Genomic DNA, 20482 nt, shown 5'->3' on the forward strand with positions numbered 1-20482 from the left:
CTTCCTATTAACGCTGTCCAGCGCCTCAAAATAGCTTATAAGCATGGCCCAGGACAAAATTGTACATATGTTCGCTCTTCGAACTATACGCTAACTAGGTAGGGACGAACTCACAAACGTCGCCCTGCTTCGGAAGGCAAGCTTGCGGACTAACATGCACTGACTTTTGCTCACCATTAAGGGGTTGCTTAGTCAGGACGCACGTAACGCAGCACCATATCGGTAACATGATCTTCTAATTTTTGCTGATTCTCTGGCGCGGCTTGGTGCCAATCAAAAATCCGCGAAAAGGTGTGCTGGTTTGAGACATTGAAAAACGACAGCGCGCTAATCAGCCAGTGCAGCTCCCGAGGATCCAGACCTTCGCGAAAACAACCCTCCTCTACACCGCGGCTATAGACGTTGCTAAGTACATCAATCACCCCGGCATTGAGTGATTGAATCAACTCTGACTGCGCCAAAAAGCGGCCATGATGAATATTTTCGATCATTACCAGGCGAATAAAGTCAGGGTTTTTGGCGTGATGACAAAAGGTAAACCGCACCAGCCGACTAAGCGCCTCTAGCGGGGCCAGGTGGTCAAGATCCAGCTCAGCCTCCTGCAGGCGCACTTTCTGGTAGGCGGCTTCCAAGGTGTGCAGATAGAGCGTCTCTTTATCATTAAAGTAGTAGTAAATCATGCGCTTGGAGGCTTGGGTTTTCTCGGCGATCTCATCGATTCGTGCCCCAGAGAGGCCTTTTTCTGAGAATTCGCGGGTGGCCACCGCAAGAATATCGGCGCGCACAGATTCGGGGTTATTTTTACGCCGACGCCGCGCGGCAGGGGGGCTGGCCTTGGTCGAAGAGGCTGTCATAGAGCGTGCCTTTTATTGTCGTGGTCGTCTTTTGTCTAGTATGCCACAGCTTGACTGAACGTACCATTTCGTACATTGTTGATCGGGAAAGGATGAAAAAGCCAGGCACGCCATGGCTAAAGGCTTTTTCCAACCCCATGACAACGGCCCGACAAGAGGACAACAACAATGTCTCTACACCCACTGTTCGCACTAAAACAAACGTCTATAAAACGCACGCTAGCAGCTGCTATCGCCGCCACCACGCTGGTTGCCGCAGCAAATGCCTCCGCCCAGACGCTACGCTTCGCCCACGTTGACCCAGATGACTGGACCACCTCGAAAAAGGGCGCGGCCGGACAGGTGTTTAAAAACCTGGTGGAAGCCGAAACCGATCTCACCGTAGAGCTCTACCCCGCTGGCTCGCTAGGCGGTGAAACCGAGCTGATTGAAGGCGCCCAGGATGGCACCATCAGCATTGCGATGGTCTCCGGCGCCTACGCTAATTTCTGCCCGGCGGTCGCCGTAACGGATATCCCTTACACCTTCCCGTCAGCGCCAGTGGCGTGGCAAGTAATGGACGGCGAGTTTGGTACAGCACTAGCCGAGCACTGCTTGCAACAGACAGGCCTACGCACACTGGCTTACGGCGAAACGGGCTTCCGCCACTTCACCAACTCCGTGCGCCCGATCAACTCGCCTGAGGATATGCAGGGCCTGAAGTTCCGCGTGCAGACTATTCCGCTATACCTGGAAATGGTCAGTGCTTTAGGTGGAGAGCCCCAGGGCATCGCCTGGGGTGAAGTACCCACAGCCCTAGCCACCGGCGTAGTCGATGGCCAGGAGAACCCCATCTCGGTGATCTACGGCAATAACTTCTATGAGTTTCAGGATTACTTGACCCTGGATCGCCACGTTTACGGCGTTGACCACCTGCTGATTAACGATGAGATATTCCAGTCGCTTACCGAAGAGGAACAAGCAGCAGTGAAGCGCGCCGCTGTGGTCGCGGGCACTACAGGTCGTGCAATTCAACAGTTCAACTCGGCAGAGGGGATCACCAAACTGGAAGCAGAGGGTATGGAGATCACCCAGCCCACCGCTGAACAGATGGAGGCCTTCCGCGAAGCCGCCCAGCCGCCGGTTCAGGCGTATTTGAGCGAAGAGCTTGGCGATGACGCAGAGTGGATCGAGCGCCTCTCTTCCGCTGTGGAAGAGGTTTCCGCACGCTTCTAAGCCCGCCTGAACAAAGCGCTTGCGAGTGGGCCTTCGGCGGCTCACTCGTGCCACTGCGTGCCTGACTATCGATTGAAGGTGCTCCTATGTCTCCTCTCCTCGCCCGGATACACCGTGGCCTGATCCTGTTCAATGGCAGCTTGGCTGGACTTGCCATGGTGCTGATTTTTCTGCTGGTCGCAGGCAATGCCTTTGCGCGCTACACCTATGGCGGCTCCATTACCTGGGGGGAAGATACCGCCATTTACTTAATGATTTACGGCCTTATGTTTGGCATGTCCTGGGCGTACCTACAGGACAAACACATCGGTTTTGACCTTATTCGACGCCTGCTGCCGCCACGCTGGGTGCGCTGGCAAGCCGTGGCTGTCGACCTGATAGTACTCGTAGTGGGCATCGGCTTAATGGTGTCGGCGGTTGAATTTATCGCCGCGCGTGGAGGGCGCACCTCATCAAGCACGGGTATGCCAATGTGGCTTTTTCAAGCCTCCATGCTGATTGGCGGTGGGCTGCTCAGTCTCTCTGCACTGGTGATGGGTGCGCTGCGTTTGAGCGAGCACGCCAGTGAGGAGGTCTCCTCATGATCTTTGTACTGCTTTTAGCCCTCGTACTGCTTGGCGTGCCGTTTGCCTTTGCCATTCTGGGTACGCTTACGGTGTTAATGAGTAGCGGCGATTTGCCTTACCACATCCGCATCGTTTCGCAGCAGTTTTTCGGCGGCATGGAGTCCTTCCCACTGCTGGCGATACCACTGTTCATTCTGGCCGGCGAGCTGATGAACGAAGCGGGTATCACCCATCGAATTATTAACCTGGCCACCGCCATTGTCGGCCGCCTGAAAGCCGGACTGGCACACGTCAATATCTGGGCCTCGGTGATTTTTGCTGGTCTTTCAGGTTCGGCGATTGCCGACACCTCCGCGCTAGGGCGGGTCTTCATTCCGTCAATGGAAAAAGAGGGCTACCCACGCGATTTTGCCGCTGCGCTTACCGCTGCCTCTTCGGTGATTGGCCCGATTATTCCACCCAGTATTCCGGTGATTATCTACGCATTGACGGTCTCCGGTGTGTCGGTACCGGGGCTATTTTTGGCCGGTATCGTGCCAGGCTTTTTGCTGGCATTGGGGCTTTCCATCTACGTCTACTTTTTTGCCGGTGACCTTGGCGCAACCCAATCAAAACAGCAGTCGCGCCGCCACGCCCTTCTCCACGGTCTGCTGCCTGCGCTCATGCCAGTGTTTGTGGTCGGGGCGATTCTTGCCGGTATCGTCACGCCCACCGAGGCGGCGGCCTTTGCAGTGGTCTACGCACTGCTTCTAGGCGTGGTGCTCTACCGCAATATCAAGCTGGTTAACCTGCCCGGTATCTTCGCCCGGGCCATGCGCGATAGCGCAGTGATTATGGTCATCATGGGCGCCGTAGCGGCGGCCAACTGGGTACTAACCTTCGAGCGCGTACCCAATATGCTCACAGAGTGGGCGCTGATGAGTATCGACACCCAGTGGACATTCCTAATTGCCGTGATTCTCCTACTACTGGTGGTAGGGCTGTTTTTGGAAGGCATCGCGGCCATTTTGGTACTGGTGCCGATCCTTCACCCCATCGCCATGGCGCTGGGTATCGACCCACTGCATTTCGGCATCGTGGTGATCTTCAACCTGATGATGGGGCTGATCACACCGCCCATGGGGCTCTGCCTGTTTGTCGCCGACTCTGTCTCTGGGGTGGGAATGGGGCCGATTATCCGCCGCATTCTGCCAATGCTTGCCGTGCAGTTTTTGATTCTGCTGCTGATTACCTTCGTACCAGCGCTGGTCACTTTCCTGCCGCGCCTGGCGGGTTACTGATATTACTCAATGTAAGGAGCGTGATGCCATGTACTCATCCATTGCCACGGTTTGCCTAAGCGGCTCACTGGAAGAGAAGGTAGACGCCATTGCTCAGGCAGGCTTTGAGGGGCTTGAGCTGTTTGAAAATGACCTAACGGCGTTCACCGGCACGCCCCGGGAAGCGGGTGAGCTGATTTGCTCCCGCGGCCTTAAGCTGGTCACGCTCCAGCCATTTCGCGATTTTGAAGGTCTGCAGGGCCGCGCACGTGAGCGGGCGTTTGATCGCGCCGAGCACAAGTTTGATCTGATGGAGGAGCTGGGCACGGATCTGCTCATGGCGTGCAGTACCGTCCACCCTGATTCGCTACCAGGATTGAGCCGCGCCGCCGATGACTACTATGAGCTCGGCGAGCGTGCCGCGCGGCGTAATCTGCGCGTGGCCTATGAGGCGCTGGCCTGGGGCCGCCATATTCACGATTACCGCGACAGCTGGGAAGTCGTGCGCCGTGCCGCCCATCCCAATGTCGGCCTGGTGCTGGACACTTTCCATATCTTCTCCCGTCAGACCGAGCTAGGCACCATTGGCCGCATTCCGGGGGATCGCATCTTTCTGGTACAGACCGCCGATGCGCCGCGTCTCTCCATGGATCACCTGTCGTGGAGTCGCCACTACCGCTGCTTCCCCGGCCAGGGCGAGCTGCAGATGGATAAGTTCATGGCCATGTTGGATGAGACCCGTTACGACGGCCCGCTCTCCCACGAGATCTTTAACGATGTCTTTCGCATGGGTCACAGCGATCAGACGGCCCGGGACGGGCTGCGTTCCTACAACTTGCTGCGCAGCATGCAGAGCGACAGCGGCATTCCCGCGCCGCAACCGATCGAGTCGGTCGCCTTTCTGGAAATCGCCGTTGAGCCTACGGATTTAGCATCGCTGCGCGAGTTGCTCAGCGCTTTGGGCATGGCCTGCGTGGGGCGCCACCACACGCTTAACGCCGAGCGCTGGGCCGCGGGCGACGTAAATCTTGTGCTCAACACCGAAGCAAGTTTTACCGGCCGTGTGCCGGGGCGCGACGCTACCGCCATCACCGCCATCGGCCTGCGCGTAGGCAACGCCTATGAAGCGTTCAAACGGGCGGACAAGCTTGGTTACGCGATCGTCGAGCCCGAGGAGGTGGGTGCCAGCCACCGCATGAGTGCACTGCGCAATGTGGATGGCAGCCTCTCCTATATTATTGATGACTCGCAGCTAAGCCGCACCTGGGATCGCGAATTCACTGTCGATGTTCAGCCCGTCCCCCAGGGCGCGCTGGTGGATATCGACCATATCAGCGTGGCGCTCTCCTACCACGACTACCTCTCGCTGATGCTGCAGTACCGCGCTATTTTCCAGTTGGAGCCAACGCCCTCCTTCGATGTCACCGATCCACGCGGGTTGATCCAAAGTCAGGTGCTGCAGAACTACAACGGCCGCTTTCGCCTGGCGCTTAACGCCAGTGCCTCGCCGGATACCGCCAGCAACCGCTTTGTGCGCCAGTACGGCGGCTCGGGGATTCACCATGTCGCCCTGCGTACAAACTCCATGCGCGACACCAGCGCAGCACTGCAGCAGGCGGGCACGCCGGTACTGCCGATTCCCGGTAATTACTACCGCGACCTGGCCGCGCGCTTCGACCTACCGGTGCAAACCCTGCAATGGATGCAGGAGCATCACATCCTTTTTGATCAGGACAGCGACGGCGACTTCCATCAGCTGTATACCCAGCCCGGCCGCCAAGCGTTCTTTTTCGAGCTGGTGCAGCGGGAAGGTTACCAAGGGCTGGGCGCGCCGAATGCCTTTGTACGCGTGACCGCGCAGCAGCGCCTGGAGGCTGAAATTGATGGCATTGCCCAAGAAACGCCAAACCACACGTCGGGAGGAGGCCAAGCATGATCAAACTCGGACTGGTAGGGGAAGGCATTGCCAAATCGCAATCCCCCGATTTGCACGAACGCCTGGGTGCCTCACTGGGCGAGCCAGTGCGCTACGATTTAGTCGATAGCCGGGGCGTGGCAGATTTTGACTTTCCCAGCGCCATACAAAGGCTGCGTGCCGAGGGCTACCGGGGCACCAACGTTACGTTCCCCTTTAAGGAGAAAGCCGCGCAGCTCGCCGAAATCCGCGGTGAAGGCGTACGGCGGGTAGGCACCGCCAACACCCTGCTGTTTGACGCTGACGGTCTGCGCGCTGAAAACACCGATTACACCGGTTTTATCAGCGCCTACCGCCACTCTTTCGCTAGCCAGCCCGCTGGTGAGGTTCTACTGATCGGCGCCGGTGGCGTGGGCCGTGCGGTGGCGTGTGCGCTGGGGGAGCTTTCTGTTAGTTGCATACACATTCTTGAACATGACAGCGCCCGGGCAGAGAGCCTCAGCCGTGATCTAAACGCCATGGGGATTAACGCAGCGTGCATCACGCCAGAGCAGGCGCAGCGAGAACTTCCTCATTGGCAGGGCGTGGTCAACTGCTCGCCGATTGGTCACATCAACCACCCCGGCTGCCCCATCGATACCGCCGGGTTGGGTGCCCAACACTGGGTCTTTGATGCAGTCTACATCCCCGCCCATACCGAGCTGTTAAACGCCGCTCATCAGGCGGGCGCCAAAACGCTTTCGGGTGTTGACCTGTTTGTGTTTCAGGGCGTGGATGCGTTTCGCTTTTTCACCGCCGATTGCATCACTCCTGAACAGATCGATCCCCATGTCATCCCACTACGAACGCACTATATAGAACAGCTCGTCACCCCTGCTGTTCGCTCCGTACCGTGAAGCGCCAAAGAAATAGCGTACAATTATTCGTTATTCGAACACTACCATTTGCCTTCATGCGCTAAGGGGCCAACATGCTCCCTATACTTGGGATTACCACGCCCATATTCCTACTCATTAGCTTAGGGTATATAGCGAGATGGAGCGGCATTATCCAGCGCGAGCAGATGCAGGGGGTAGGCGTCTTTGTGCTCTACTGCGCGCTGCCCGCGCTCGTTATTCGCGCGCTCACCCAGCAACCTCTCGAAGAGGTTTTCAAGCTCAACTATCTGGTGGCTTACGGGCTGGGCTCTATCGCCGTTTTCGGTGCAGGGTTACTGCTCTGCTTAAAACTACAGCGCCAACCCCTTAACGTCAGCGCCATGCAGGCGCTCGGCATGGCGGCCGCCAATAGCGGCTTTGTCGGCTATCCCGTGGCCGCCATGGTCATCGGTTCGCCTGCGGCAGTTCTGTTAGCGCTCAATATGCTCATTGAAAACCTGCTGGTTATTCCCGCAGCACTGATTCTGGCCGAAATGGGTAACCACCAAGGTGCTAGCGTATGGAAAACAGTTAAGCAGACAGCCCTTAGCCTGATCAAAAACCCCGTATTGGTAGGCTTACTGATCGGCATTTGTCTGGCCGTTTCCGGCATTAAGATTCCCACGCCGCTGTTTAAAGCCATTGATATGCTGGCCGACGCAGCGGGCCCGGCGGCGCTATTAGTGATCGGCGGCGCGCTATTTGGCTTGCAGGTTAAAGGCATGGCGAGTGATGTTGGCCAGATCGTAGTCGGCAAACTGCTTATTCATCCGCTGGTCATTTTCATCGCCTTCTATTTTGTTCCAGACATTGATCCACTTTATATGGCAGGTGCATTGCTGTTTGCTGCCTCGCCAATGATCAGTATTTACCCATTGTTTGGCCAACGCTATGGTTTAGGTGGCGTTAGTGCTGCCTCAATGCTTGTGGCGACGGTAGCCTCCTTCTTCACGCTTAGCCTGATAATCGGGTTGTTGTCACTCTCTGGGCTAATAGCGTTTTGAATAATGAGATCTTATCGAAAGCAATATTGACATCACTCTGATGCTAACCCTTTTAAGAAAAAAGTTAGCTCGATGATACGAGCTACACAGATGAGCCGGTAAGAAGCCCACTTTTCAGATCATTTCACACTCATTAGTTCGCATTGCGAACTTTTTTGCGTTAACCTTTTATATCAAGTTTCAAGATAATGGATAGTAAGAAATGCAGGAAGAAATGCTGAGTGAAGACAGCCGCGATTTTGTAACTGCGCTTGCTAGCGGCTTGGAAGTTATTCAGGCATTCGATCATGAGCACCCGCGCATGACACTAAGCGAGGTCGCAGCGCGGACGGGAATGAATAGAGCAAAAGCGAGGCGCTTCTTGCTCACTCTGCATGCACTGGGTTATGTGCGAAAACAGCAACGCTACTTCGAATTGGCACCCCGCGTGCTTCAGCTCGGCTATGCCTTTTTATCGGCTAATAATTACCGAGATGTTATTCAGCAACATCTCGAAGACATTACCGCTGAAACCGGGGAATCCTCGTCACTTGGCGTGCTAGATGGCAACGATGTTATTTATGTAGCCCGCTCGGCAGCAAAACATCGCTTGATGGCAATTACACTTTCTGTGGGCACCCGGCTACCAGCGGCTCATACCTCTATGGGGCGCATGCTACTGGCTCAGCTCAGCGATACGGACCTCGATCACTTCCTATCGTCGGTTGCTTTAGAGCCCTACACCGATAAAACGGTGACAGATGTTAGTGAACTACGAAGCCAGATACTAAAAGCTCGGCAGCAAGGCTATGCGATTTCGGATCAAGAGCTTGACTCAGGATTACGCTCTATCGCCGTTCCTGTTTATGACGCCAAGCAGCATTTAATGGGCGCAATCAACATCAGCACTAACGCTGCTCGGGTCGATCTTGATAGGTTGATTAATGTTTACTTACCTGTTTTACAAAACAAAGTAGCTCAAATAAGGGCGCATATTAATTAGACCCTACCATCACCGCCTCTAGCGCAGCTCGATAACCTTGAACCCCTAAACCGGCAATGACTCCATCGGCGCGTAGTGATACGTAGGAGTGATGGCGAAAGGCTTCGCGCTTGTGAACATTGGACAAATGCACCTCAATCACTTTGCCATCAAAGGCATTGAGGGCATCAAGAATAGCTACAGAGGTATGTGTATAGGCAGCGGGGTTGATAATAATCGCTTGGGTGCCGTCCAGGCGCGCGGCATGAATAGCATCAATCAGTTCGCCTTCATGATTGCTCTGCAGGCAAGTGATGTCCCAGTCGGCCATCACCGCTTTCTCCCGCAAGAGGTTATTCACGTCGTCTAACGTCTCGTACCCGTATATCTCTGGCTGACGGCTACCCAGCAGGTTTAGATTGGGACCATGCAATACCAATACCTTTCCTTGACTCATAACTCTCTTCAACCTTGTGTGTTGGTGGGTAAATCGCCGATACAGCCTGTTCTATCACTTAACCCGCCAACTGCGCCAGCGCCTGTTCAAGCGATGCCTGTTGGCGCTGGGTATACAGCGCGATTTCATCGATTACAGCACTCCCTAACGCCTGCTCAAACTCTTGCTGGCTTGCGCTGCTGGCGTAGTGGTCGTGACTGCTTCCACCCAGGTTGGATTGAAAAATACCAGCCGCACTCACGGGTAAGAAATCTTCATAAATCATGGGGGTAACGCTAAGAGCGCCTTGATCAATCAAGCTATCCACCTGCTCAACCGAGATCGGCCCTTGCACAGATACACCTTGAACCGCTTGATAGTGGAAAAATGCTAACCCTTCACGGCGCAGGTCTTCATAAGCATCGGGAAAGTCTTTAAATACTGCTGATAAATGCGCTTGATGGGCGTCGTTATTCGCTACTTGGGGTGCACTTTCCTTGGCAACTGCTAGCAGGCGGTCATATAGCTCGCGCCCTTTGCGCGTTAAGGCGATGCCGCGCTGTTCGATTTCGCCAAAGCGAGCGGTGTGTTTACCCTCTGCCGCATCCGCGAAGGCGATCGTCTCCTCGAGAGCTTTAAAGCTGGTTTGGCGAAGAAGGATGGGACAGTCGCGACGTGGCGGGCCTTCAATAGTCGCTTTGGGGTCGATGCCAACGCTTGGCATGCGTCGCTGTACTTCATCAATATCCAGCGTTCGCGGCGTTAGGTGGTTAATGTGCGGGCCGCGGAAGCAGACAACATCAGCAATTAAACGGTGCTCATCGTGTAACCGCTCATAGGCAGCCAAATCGGCCGTGGCGTTATCGTGCCAGCGGAACGTTTCCAACGCTTCCTGCACAAACTGTTTGGCATCGTCGGTGCTTAGGCCGCCCTGCTGTTCAAAACGCCCGATAAGCGTTTTGACGTTGGCAGTGAAGATATCGCGGGCGCTTAAAATTTCACTCGCCTGCTCTCTTAGCTCGGCCTTTTCAATCAGTTCAAGCCGCAGTAGCGAGGTAAATACGCGAAAAGGGTTTCGCTTCAGCGCGCTATCAGCGACCGGTCTAAACGCAGTGGAGTGTACCGGCACGCCTGCGGTAGATAAGTCGTAGTAGCCCACCGGCTCCATCCCCATGACCGCGAACATCCGCCGCAGCATGGCAAGCTCGTCAGGACTGCCCGCACGAATAGCGCCGTGGCGTTCAACGTTGATACGCGCCAGCTCATCGCCATTTTGCAATTCACTTTTTAGCTCTGGGTTAGCGGCTAGCACCTCCTGATTAACCGCCTCAACCAGCGACAGCAAGGTGCCGTATTGCGGCACCTCCTGCTGATACATTGCCGACATTGCGCGGGAAAACTGGTCGCGGATTTCATCACTGCTAACGTAAGCTGAACACATGGCGCTATCCTGTTCGTAAAAGGCTATACCTGCCCAACTAGGGCTTTACCCACCATAGTAGCGCTATCGGCGTCTTAACAATTTCACATTTTCCGCACCTTGCTATACATAAAAGCCATGCAAAGCCCATATAAAAGCCGCCATGCACGCTTAACGGGCTGGGCTCTTAACCTGTTACATTAGCGCTTGATCTTGTTGACGTAGGTTGGCCCCCATGACGCTTCCTCTTTATCTAGGTTTGCCTATGTGGGCCAATCAAGACTGGCTTGGCAACCTTTATCCACGCCATGCCAAAACCGAGCTGTTAAGCGATTATGCCGCGGTGTTTTCCAGCGTTGAGGGTAACACTACCTTTTATAGCGGCACCCCAAAGCCGGAAACCATTGCTGCCTGGGCGCGCCAGGCACCTCCCCACTTTCGCTTTTGTTTTAAACTACCTGCTAGCGTGACTCACGACCAACGGCTAACGCGGTTAGAAGATGCATGGGCATTTTTAGCGGCCCTTGAACCGCTTCACGATCGCCTTGGACCCATCATGGTGCAACTACCCCGGGATTTTGGTCCACAAGAGCTTCCCCAGCTTGAAGCGCTGCTCGCCGCATGGCCTGGTCATTTACCTTGTGCGGTCGAGGTACGCCACCCAGCGTTTTTCCACAAAGGCGCCGCCGAGACGGCCCTTAACCGCCTGTTGATAACTTATTCGGCCAACCGCGTAATGCTAGACGTGCGCCCGCTCTTCTCAACCCCGGCAAATGACCATTTGGGCCTCGCCCACGCCCAGCAAGAAAAGCCGAAACTCCCGCTACACGTGCTTTCCACGGCAAATTTTCCTGTCATTCGTTTCATTGGCCATATTGACAAAACAATTAATAGCGGCTACTTCACCGCTTGGATAGCTCGTCTAAAGCTGTGGATAAATCAGGGGAAAACCCCTTTCTTATTTGTGCATACTGCGGATAACCGTGAGTCTCCCCACATGGCTCGTTTACTCTATAACGCGCTAGGAGAAGTAACGCCATTACCCCCGCTTGGGCCCTTCGCGGGTGAAAAGCAAAGCCAACTGTTTTAACCCATCTTTTTAGGCCAGCTAACTGGCATGCTTCCTTTCGATCAGATAAATTGCGCTTACTTTCGATCAGATAAATTGCGCTTACTTTCGGAAAAGTACGCTGGCAATGACTCATTTTTCCGAAAACTAGCGTGCACAGCACGCAGTAACTTACACAACAATCGACTTAATGGGTGATGTATGGCGAAGCTTGCACATGCACAGTGGTCATCGCGAATGACCTTTGTGCTGGCCGCCGCTGGTTCAGCGGTGGGTCTTGGGAATATCTGGAAATTTCCATATATGGTGGGTGAAAGTGGCGGCGCTGCTTTCGTATTTGTGTATTTGCTCTGTATCGCACTGATTGGCTTGCCCATTCTCGTCTCAGAGTGGCTGTTGGGGCGGCGCGGCCAGAAGAACCCCGCCAGCACTATGTCAGAGCTGGCGCGCACGGCGAAAAAGCCCAAAGCCTGGGCCATTGTGGGCATCAGCGGCATTGTCGGGGCCTTCTTGATTTTGTCGTTTTACAGTGTGATTGGCGGCTGGTCGCTCTACTACACCGTCAACTCGGTGAGTGGTGCTTTCACCGGCCAAGATGCCGATGGGATTGGCGCGCTATTTAATGGCATGTTGAGTAACCCTGGGTTGCTGCTGCTGGGTCACTCGGTGTTTATGCTGCTGGTCATTGGCATTGTTGCCCGTGGCGTTACCAAAGGGCTTGAAGGTGCAGTACGCATTCTAATGCCAGTACTCGCGCTGCTGCTGGTGGTGCTGATCGGTTACGGAATGACGACCGGCCACTTTGGTGAGGCGTTGACGTATATGTTCAACCCTGACTGGAGCAAGCTCACGGCAGAAACCGTGCTAGCCGCTCTGGGCCACGCCTTCTTCACCCTCTCGCTGGGTATGGGCATCATGATGGCTTACGGCTCTTACCTGGGCAAAGACATCGATCTGCTTCAAACCGCCCGCACGGTCATCATCATGGATACCGTCATCGCTTTAGGCGCTGGTTTAGCCATCTTCCCGATCGTGTTTGCTAATAATCTGGATGTCGCTTCGGGCCCAGGGCTGATTTTCGTCACCCTGCCGCTGGCCTTTGGCAATATTGATGGTGGTTTACTTTTAGGTTTGATGTTCTTTTTGCTGCTGACGTTTGCGGCATTAACGTCGGCCATTTCACTGCTCGAGCCCGTGGTGGAGTTCATTGAAGAACGCACGCCGCTAAGCCGTGTTACCGCAACTATTGTGGCTGGTGTGGGAGCTTGGCTACTGGGTATTGCGGCACTGCTGTCGTTCAACGTGTGGAGCGAACCGGTGCTGTTTGGACTGGGTGTGTTTGACCTGCTGGATACACTGACCAGCAAAATCATGCTGCCGCTAACGGGGCTGGGTGCGATTCTATTCACCGCATGGTGCCTGGAGCGCAACAGCGTGGAGGACGAGCTGGGTCTTTCCGCGACCGGCAAGAGCGTATGGAACATCATCGCGCGCTATTTAGCGCCCGCTGGCGTTATTGCTGTGTTCGTGACAGGGCTTATTTAAGATAAGTCGTCACTACCCTGCTGTTTGCTAGCCTGCTGTTTACTAGACTCAGTGTAATTCGCTCTCTTGCCGCTCTTCATCGGGCAAGGGGGCGATATCCCGCGATAATTTTTGGAACTCCCTGTGCAGCTCAATGCCACGGCGCGCTCTTAAGCTACGCTGGGCAGCGCTACGCTGGCGCTGAGCATGTTCATCCACTTGTAAACTCATAAAAATGTCGAGCAATTCGCTTTTAACCGAGGTGATTCGTTCGACGTTTCTCATAATCGACGTTCCTCCAGATGAATATGCCTTCGTCCACCTGCATCCGTGACGACTGTTATGATGCAGTGCGGCACTTCAATTATTACTATAACCTACTTGACAAAATGATGACGGATCTTAAAAAACTCACTAACGACCTTTAAACGCTGAAGAAACACGGCCCGATAGTTAGTGGCCCTATCCACTCATTGAGGCATACTGTGAGAATCAGCATTGAATTAACGCAAAGCATAACAATGAACAGACAGACGGAAACGATCGTTTCAAACGACCGTATATTGGCGTACTGTTGAATACCTGTTGGTTGAGCACCCAAGGAGCTGAACGTGAGTCGCGCCCTGTTCGATGAAATGAGACGCCGCATGGAGCACTTTCGACGCTCCGAGCAAAAAGTGGCGCGGTTTGTACTGCGCAACCCCGAAGAGGTCATCCACATGCGTATTGTGGATCTGGCCACCGAAGCCACCGTTAGCGAACCCACCGTGGTGCGCTTTTGCCGTGCGCTGGGTTGCAACGGCTTTCAGGACTTCAAGCTACAGCTAGCGCAAATGCTGGCCAGCGGCAGCCAGTTTGCCCAGTTCTCCATGAACGATAGCGACTCGGTCGCTGAGTTTTCCCACAGCATCTTCGACTCGACCGTGGGTACGCTACTATCTGTGCGTGACCGGCTAGATAACGAGGCCCTGGGCCGTGCGGTGAACGCACTGGCAATGGCCAACCGGGTCGAGTTCTATGGCTTTGGGGCTTCCGGTGCCGTGGCCTTTGATGCCCAGCACAAGTTTTTCCGCCTACAAATCTCCACTTCTGCCTACGCCGACCCGCATATGCAGAATATGTCGGCAGTGACCTTGAATGATGGCGACGTGGTGGTGGCCATTTCGCAAACTGGCCGTACCAAAGCGCTGGTCGCCAGCGTGCGTTTGGCTCGTGAAGCGGGCGCGACGGTCATTGGCCTCTGCCCAAGCGGCTCGCCGCTCGCCGAAGAAGTCAGTCTGCCGCTCTATATCGATGTCCACGAAGACACCGAAATCTACACCCCGCTTAGTTCGCGCATTGCCCATCTGGTGCTGATTGACGTACTTGCCGTGGGCGTGGCCAAAACCCGTGGCCCGAAACTCGCCGAACAGCTCAAAGCGGTTAAAAAGAGCCTTAATACACTGCGTTTTCCTGAAGAGTCTTAGTTTTTGTCTACACGTTCTGAATAACCGAGTGCGAGGGCAGGTTTCCGCGAGGGCGCTGTAGACCCATCCATGGGCGCTACTTTTGACATCCCTGTCAAAAGACCCTCGCTTCAACCTGCCCTCGACGCAGAGGCGGGAAGATTGCCACACCTGTATACACAGCCAGTTCGCTGGCTGTGCTAGACTAGCCGCCTATTTTTTGATCCGGCAGCGGCTACTATGGACGACGTCACGGCGATTCTCGATCAGCTCAACTCCGCCCAGCGCGAAGCAGTGAGCGCCCCCCAAGGTAATCTATTGGTGCTCGCAGGCGCAGGCTCAGGCAAAACCCGTGTGCTGGTTCATCGCATCGCCTGGCTGATGCAGGCCGAAGGGCTTTCACCCTACGCCCTGCTGGCGGTTACCTTTACCAATAAAGCCGCCAAAGAAATGCGTACCCGCCTTGAGGCGCTGTTGAGCATCTCGATGCGCCATGTGTGGGTGGGCACCTTTCACTCCATCGCCCACCGCCTGCTGCGCACCCACTGGCAGGACGCCCGGCTGCCGCAACACTTCCAGATTATCGATTCTGACGATCAGTTACGCCTAGTCAAACGGCTGCTGAAAGATTACTCCATCGACGACGAACGCTATCCGCCCCGCCAGGTGCAACACTTTATCTCCGGCTGCAAAGAGGAGGGGCTACGCCCGCACCAGGTGAATGTCGATGGCGATGCCTACATGGGCCAGATGGTCGAGCTCTACGAGCGCTACCAACTTACCTGCGAGCGCGGCGGCTTGGTCGATTTCGGTGAACTGCTGCTGAGAAGCCTGGAGCTACTGCGCGATAACCCGGCACTGTTAAACCACTACCAGGAGCGCTTTGGTCACGTACTGGTAGATGAGTTTCAAGATACCAATACCCTGCAATACGCCTGGCTAAAACTGCTCACCGGTATGAAAACGCCGATGACCGCCGTCGGTGATGATGACCAATCAATCTACGGCTGGCGCGGCGCCAAAGTGGAGAATATCAGCCGCTTTGAGCAGGAGTTCCCACAAACTCACACCGTAAGGCTCGAGCAAAACTATCGCTCCACCAGCGCGATTCTTGAAGCTGCCAATACGCTGATCAGCCACAACAGCGAGCGGATGGGTAAAAACCTGTGGACCGACGGCATCGAAGGCGAGCCGATCTCGATCTACGCCGGGTTTAACGACTTGGAAGAAGCGCGCTATATCGTCGACACCATCAAAGAGAAGGTCGACGAAGGCTTTAACCGCCGCGACATTGCCATTCTCTACCGCTCAAACGCCCAGTCGCGGCTCATGGAAGAGACGCTGATTCGCCAAGGAATGCCCTACCGTATTTACGGCGGTCACCGCTTCTACGAGCGCTTGGAAATCAAAAATGCCCTGGCCTATTTGCGCCTGATGCTCAACCGCGATGACGACGCCTCGCTGGAGCGAGTGATCAACGTACCCACCCGCGGTATCGGCACACGTACGGTGGAGATTGTCCGCCTGCGCGCCCGTGAACAAGGTATTCAGCTGTGGCAGGCGCTCCACGATGCGATTAATGACGGCACCTTGAAAGGCCGCGCGGCCAATGCCGTGCAAACCTTCGCCAACCTGATCGAGCAGCTCGATAACGATGCTTCCGGCATGGCGCTGCACGAAATTATCGATCACGTCACGGTTCACACCGGTTTGATAGAGCATCACAAAAGCGAACGCGGCGAGAAAGGCCAGGCGCGGGTCGAGAACCTCGAAGAGCTGGTCAACGCTGCCCGCGCCTTTACCCAAGGCGATGTCTTTGAAGCCCCCGAAGCGGGCGAAGGCATGGCCGCACTGGAAGCGTTTCTCTCAGAAGCCGCGCTTAACGCAGGCGACCACGAAGCCGAAGAGTTTGAAGACAGCGTACAGCTAATGACGCTGCACTCCGCCAAAGGCCTGGAGTTTCCCGTGGTATTTATTGCCGGTGTCGAGGAGGGTCTGTTTCCGCACAAGATGTCCCTGGAGGAACCGGGTAGGCTCGAAGAGGAGCGTCGGCTCTGTTACGTCGGTGTCACCCGCGCCATGCAGAAGCTCTACCTGACCCACGCCGAAACCCGCCGCCTGCACGGCAAAGAGGTGTTCCCACGCCCGTCGCGTTTTTTGCGCGAGCTGCCGCCGCACTTGCTCGAAGAAGTGCGCCTGCGTGGGCATATTTCACGCCCGGTCACCGCATCACGCACCTCCTTTGCCCAACAAAGCGTCGAGAGCAGCGGTGATATACCCGCCTTACATGTCGGCCAGGGGGTTGAGCACCCGGTATTTGGCGAAGGGATTATTCTTAACGCGGAAGGCGAAGGTGCCCGCGCCCGGGTACAGGTCAGCTTTGAAGGCGAAGGGGTGAAATGGCTAGTGCTCGGTTTTGCTAAGCTGACACCGCTCTAGCGATCGGTTCGCTCACGTCCCATTGCAAGCGCCCAGGCGCCGTATAGAGGTCACTATGAAACAACGCTTAAAACGCCTATTTCCAGAAGTGTCTAACGGTTGGCAGGCGCTCAGCGGCTACCAGCGTTTTGAACGCTTGATTTCGATGGTACTGACCCTCGCCATCGGCGGCGCTGTGCTGGTCGCCATGTATTATCTGGTCATTCATGTGGTGCAGCTGCTGTTTATTCAAAGCCGCGACCCCTTTGACTACCGCGTGTTTCAAGCATTGTTCGACATGATTCTTACCGTCTTGATTGCCATGGAGTTCAACAACTCCATCATCCGCACAATGACCAGTGGTAAAGGCTTCATTCACGTTGAGATTGTGGTGCTAATTGCCATTATGGCGCTGGTGCGTAAGTTTATGGTGCTAGATATGGAAGTCATCGACCCCTGGCAAATTGGCGCACTTTCGCTTGCGGTCTTGGCGTTAGGCGGCTGCTATTGGCTGGTACGCCATGGCAACAGCATGAAAGACGCCTCGGATGATTAATCAGGCTTGCGGGTTAAATTCGCTATACAGCATACTAATAAGCGGACACCGCGCGCTTAGCGCCCTACAACAACAGTATGATTATCTTTGGAGTTTTGCTCACCATGCAACGCCGTCACTTCCTCAAAACTGCCAGCCTTGGCGTCGCCGGGGCCGTTGCCGCCCCTTTCGTAACCACCTCAAGTGCACGCGCACAAGAAACCTTCACCTGGGACATGGTAACCTCGTGGCCGAAAAACTTCCCTGCCCTGGGCACCGGTGCCAATGATTTCGCCCGCCGGGTAGAACAGCTTTCCAACGGTCGCATGCAGATCCGCGTCCACGGTGCCGGTGAACTGGTACCTGCCCTGGAAGTGTTCGATGCAGTGGCTGCCGGCACCGCTGAAATGGGCCACTCTGCCTCTTACTACTGGCGCGGCAAAGTGGCTGCCTCGCAGTTCTTTACCGCCGTTCCGTTCGGCATGACTACCACCGAAATGAACGCCTGGTTATACCATGGCGGCGGTCAGGAGCTTTGGGATGAGATCTACGCCAACCACAACCTGAAGCCTTTTGCTGTGGGCAATACCGGCACGCAGATGGGGGGCTGGTTCAAGAAAGAGATCAACTCGCTAGACGATATGCAGGGGCTGAAACTGCGTCTGCCTGGCCTCGCGGGTGAAGCGATGAACGGCATTGGTGTCAGTACCGTTAATATACCGGGTTCGGAAATCTTCACCTCACTGCAAACCGGCGCACTGGATGCTGCTGATTGGGTAGGGCCGTATAACGACTTGGCATTTGGTTTGCACCAGGTGGCTGACTATTACTACACCTCAGCGTGGAACGAGCCCTCTGCTGTATTGGAAGGCACGATTAACCTGGATGCCTGGAACTCGCTGCCGGAAGACCTGCAGAACGTAGTCCGTGAAGCGGCACGGGCGTCTAACCTGGCCATGATCAGCGAATTCGCCTTCCGCAACGCCGAGGCCCTGGAAGCGCTGGTCGATGAGCATGGCGTTCAGCTGCGTACCTTCCCTGACGACGTAATGGCAGCACTTTACACCTCCTCCCTGGAAGCCGTTCAGCGTCAGGTCGATAACGACGAAGAGTCTCGCCGTGTTTACGAATCTTATTCGGCGTTCCAGAAGCTACTGCGCCCATTCAGCGATGTGGGTGAATACGCCTACCTCAAGAACCGCGATAACGTCGGTGGTTAATAAACCGCCAAGAGGGTAAGCGACAGATACAGCAAAGGGCGCATATAGCGCCCTTTGCTGTTTTGGGAAGCAATTTTAGTGAGGCACTAGTCGCTATGCACCGCTCGGATGCGACCGTTATCGTCCAGCGCAACCATCACAAAGCGCGCCTCGGTGACTTTTTGGCGCTCCTCAATGCGCTGCCCATGATGAGGACGAACCCAAACCTCTACGTCAATTTTGATCGAGCTGTGGCCAATCTCTTGTACCTGGGTATAGACACTGACCATGGAGCCCACGCGCACCGGGCTTAAAAAGTCCATGGCTTCAATCGCCACAGTCGCTGTGCGACCGCCCGCTTCACGCCCGGCAGCCAGTTCAGCTGCCTGATCCATTTGATTGACCAGCCACCCCCCGGGAATATCACCATAAAAATTGGTATCTTGGCGGGAGGCCAGTAATTTTAAAGTAAGTTGGCCCTGAGGGGCGGGTACGTCGTCCAAATCGGTTTCCAGAAGAGTCATGAGTTCGTCGCTTAGTCAGTTTATTGTTGTAAACGTTGCAGAGTGGCACGTTGTTTATGCGTGTTGTTGCATCGCAACACAAAGGAATGGATTTAGTTAACCATAAGAGGACGCTCGTTTGAATACTCGTTTGACGACTCTTTTAACAACTTTTTTAACAAACAGGGGCTCAACTTTCGCTATAAAGTACGCATTAGTGCGCGTAGTAGTGTCCCTGCTGCTGTTAACGCCCCTGGCCTGGGGACAACAGCCAGCACCCATTAGCGGCACCTTGGGCGCGGTGGGTTCCGACACCATGGCGGGACTAATGCTGCGCTGGGGCGAAACCCTTACCACCCGTTACCCAGACGTAAAGCTGCAATTCCAAGCGAGTGGTTCGGCTAGCGCGCCCACGGCACTGGTGGCTGGCACCACACGGCTTGGACCTATGTCCCGCCCGATGACCAGCGAAGAGCGCGATAACTTTATTGAGCGCTATGGCTACCCGCCCCTGGAATTAAAAGTCGCCCGTGACGCGCTTATCGTTGTCGTACACCGCCATAACCCGCTGCGCGCGCTAAGCCGCCAGCAGGTCGATGCGATCTTCTCAACCTCACGTGTTTGCGGTGGCGATACGCCGATCAGGCGCTGGGAGCAACTTCCGGCAACCCGTGACTGGTCATTTGGCAGTATTGCGTTACATGGGCGTAACCTTGCCTCGGGCACCCATGGCCTATTTCAAGAGCGGGCGCTATGCGACGGACATTTTCGCAACGATATCAGCGAACACCCTGGTTCATCGGCAGTGGTTGCCGCTGTCGGCGAATCCGCCAATGCGATGGGATACGCCGGGTTTAACCACCTGACTCCTGCGGTACACCCGTTAAGCCTCTATAACGATGACGGCACCGCCATACCGCCCGATGTCGAAGCGATACAAAGCGGTGACTATCCACTGTCCCGCTACCTTTATCTCTACGTGAACTTACCGCCTGGCGAGACCTCACCCTCAGCTGAGCAGGCACTCGTCAGCTTGATTATGTCCGATGAAGGCCAACAGATTGCCCGCGCATCCGGCTTTGTCCCGTTAACCCCCAGTGTCCTTAACGCACAGCAAAGGTGGTAAACCACTGTCATCTAACTGACACATAATTGTCTTAGGGTAAGGAACCTATCTATGCACTGTTTTTCACTACATCCTGGTCAGCGCTATGATCAACTCGGTTTTGCCATGATATCGAT

19 protein-coding genes are annotated in these 20482 nt (G+C 55.2%); 14 read left to right on the forward strand and 5 right to left on the reverse strand.

All coding sequences use genetic code 11. The features are described from left to right. Window positions 1–188: 188 nt before the first annotated feature. A complete protein-coding gene (locus tag QHL1GM_RS12475; RefSeq protein ID WP_071694771.1) occupies window positions 189–854 on the reverse strand; it encodes a TetR/AcrR family transcriptional regulator in 666 nt (221 codons plus the stop codon). A gap of 168 nt (window positions 855–1022) precedes the next feature. Between QHL1GM_RS12475 and QHL1GM_RS12480 the strand changes: the two genes are divergently transcribed. From QHL1GM_RS12480 to QHL1GM_RS12510, 7 genes are all read left to right on the forward strand, one after another. After that, window positions 1023–2069 (forward strand): DctP family TRAP transporter solute-binding subunit, encoded by a 1047-nt coding sequence (locus QHL1GM_RS12480; RefSeq protein WP_071694772.1) that lies wholly within the window; start codon window positions 1023–1025, stop codon window positions 2067–2069. Window positions 2070–2155: 86 nt separating this feature from the next. Next, on the forward strand, window positions 2156–2653 hold the full coding sequence (locus QHL1GM_RS12485) for a TRAP transporter small permease (RefSeq protein ID WP_071694773.1): 498 nt from the start codon (window positions 2156–2158) through the stop codon (window positions 2651–2653). Further along, entirely contained in the window at window positions 2650–3915 is a 1266-nt protein-coding gene (locus QHL1GM_RS12490; protein WP_071694774.1) for a TRAP transporter large permease, read from the forward strand. Before QHL1GM_RS12485 ends, QHL1GM_RS12490 begins: the two co-directional genes overlap by 4 nt. 28 nt (window positions 3916–3943) lie before the next feature. Next, window positions 3944–5830: a bifunctional sugar phosphate isomerase/epimerase/4-hydroxyphenylpyruvate dioxygenase family protein gene (locus tag QHL1GM_RS12495; RefSeq protein ID WP_071694775.1), complete on the forward strand. Its 1887-nt coding sequence runs from the start codon at window positions 3944–3946 to the stop codon at window positions 5828–5830. Next, window positions 5827–6705 (forward strand): shikimate dehydrogenase, encoded by an 879-nt coding sequence (locus tag QHL1GM_RS12500; protein ID WP_083571030.1) that lies wholly within the window; start codon window positions 5827–5829, stop codon window positions 6703–6705. Before QHL1GM_RS12495 ends, QHL1GM_RS12500 begins: the two co-directional genes overlap by 4 nt. Window positions 6706–6779: 74 nt before the next feature. Next, window positions 6780–7730: an AEC family transporter gene (locus QHL1GM_RS12505; protein WP_071694776.1), complete on the forward strand. Its 951-nt coding sequence runs from the start codon at window positions 6780–6782 to the stop codon at window positions 7728–7730. A gap of 202 nt (window positions 7731–7932) precedes the next feature. Continuing rightward, window positions 7933–8712 carry an IclR family transcriptional regulator C-terminal domain-containing protein gene (locus QHL1GM_RS12510; protein WP_071694777.1) on the forward strand — a complete coding sequence of 260 codons (780 nt, stop codon included), beginning with the start codon at window positions 7933–7935 and terminating at the stop codon, window positions 8710–8712. Here the strand turns inward: QHL1GM_RS12510 and aroQ are convergent. Both aroQ and QHL1GM_RS12520 read right to left on the reverse strand, forming a co-directional pair. Then, the gene (gene aroQ, locus QHL1GM_RS12515; RefSeq protein ID WP_071694778.1) at window positions 8705–9148 is read right to left on the reverse strand and encodes a type II 3-dehydroquinate dehydratase; all 444 of its coding nucleotides are present in this window, start codon (window positions 9146–9148) and stop codon (window positions 8705–8707) included. The genes QHL1GM_RS12510 and aroQ overlap by 8 nt on opposite strands. 58 nt (window positions 9149–9206) lie before the next feature. Next, a complete protein-coding gene (locus QHL1GM_RS12520; protein ID WP_071694779.1) occupies window positions 9207–10568 on the reverse strand; it encodes a VOC family protein in 1362 nt (453 codons plus the stop codon). Window positions 10569–10782: 214 nt separating this feature from the next. On the opposite strand from QHL1GM_RS12520, the gene QHL1GM_RS12525 reads away from it, so the two are divergent. Together QHL1GM_RS12525 and QHL1GM_RS12530 are read left to right on the forward strand one after the other, a co-directional pair. Then, window positions 10783–11637: a DUF72 domain-containing protein gene (locus QHL1GM_RS12525; protein WP_071694780.1), complete on the forward strand. Its 855-nt coding sequence runs from the start codon at window positions 10783–10785 to the stop codon at window positions 11635–11637. A gap of 180 nt (window positions 11638–11817) precedes the next feature. Continuing rightward, complete coding sequence (locus QHL1GM_RS12530) at window positions 11818–13161, forward strand: sodium-dependent transporter (RefSeq protein ID WP_071694781.1); 1344 nt, start codon at window positions 11818–11820, stop codon at window positions 13159–13161. Window positions 13162–13209: 48 nt separating this feature from the next. Here QHL1GM_RS12530 and QHL1GM_RS12535 read toward each other — a convergent pair whose 3' ends face one another. Continuing rightward, a complete protein-coding gene (locus QHL1GM_RS12535; protein ID WP_071694782.1) occupies window positions 13210–13425 on the reverse strand; it encodes a PA3496 family putative envelope integrity protein in 216 nt (71 codons plus the stop codon). A gap of 326 nt (window positions 13426–13751) precedes the next feature. On the opposite strand from QHL1GM_RS12535, the gene hexR reads away from it, so the two are divergent. The 4 genes from hexR to QHL1GM_RS12555 all read left to right on the forward strand — a co-directional run bounded on the left by hexR (window position 13752) and on the right by QHL1GM_RS12555 (window position 18758). After that, window positions 13752–14606 (forward strand): transcriptional regulator HexR, encoded by an 855-nt coding sequence (hexR, locus tag QHL1GM_RS12540; protein ID WP_007112294.1) that lies wholly within the window; start codon window positions 13752–13754, stop codon window positions 14604–14606. Between the two features lie 219 nt (window positions 14607–14825). Then, a complete protein-coding gene (gene uvrD, locus QHL1GM_RS12545) occupies window positions 14826–17024 on the forward strand; it encodes a DNA helicase II (RefSeq protein ID WP_071694783.1) in 2199 nt (732 codons plus the stop codon). A gap of 55 nt (window positions 17025–17079) precedes the next feature. Beyond that, on the forward strand, window positions 17080–17559 hold the full coding sequence (locus QHL1GM_RS12550) for a phosphate-starvation-inducible PsiE family protein (RefSeq protein ID WP_071694784.1): 480 nt from the start codon (window positions 17080–17082) through the stop codon (window positions 17557–17559). Window positions 17560–17663: 104 nt separating this feature from the next. Then, entirely contained in the window at window positions 17664–18758 is a 1095-nt protein-coding gene (locus QHL1GM_RS12555) for a TRAP transporter substrate-binding protein (RefSeq protein WP_071694785.1), read from the forward strand. Window positions 18759–18844: 86 nt separating this feature from the next. Here QHL1GM_RS12555 and QHL1GM_RS12560 read toward each other — a convergent pair whose 3' ends face one another. After that, the gene (locus tag QHL1GM_RS12560; protein ID WP_071694786.1) at window positions 18845–19261 is read right to left on the reverse strand and encodes an acyl-CoA thioesterase; all 417 of its coding nucleotides are present in this window, start codon (window positions 19259–19261) and stop codon (window positions 18845–18847) included. A gap of 196 nt (window positions 19262–19457) precedes the next feature. On the opposite strand from QHL1GM_RS12560, the gene QHL1GM_RS12565 reads away from it, so the two are divergent. Beyond that, window positions 19458–20366: a PstS family phosphate ABC transporter substrate-binding protein gene (locus QHL1GM_RS12565; protein WP_139245617.1), complete on the forward strand. Its 909-nt coding sequence runs from the start codon at window positions 19458–19460 to the stop codon at window positions 20364–20366. Window positions 20367–20482: the final 116 nt, after the last annotated feature.

The sequence above is a fragment of the Halomonas sp. QHL1 genome, from assembly GCF_001882345.1.
Taxonomy (GTDB): Bacteria; Pseudomonadota; Gammaproteobacteria; order Pseudomonadales; family Halomonadaceae; genus Vreelandella.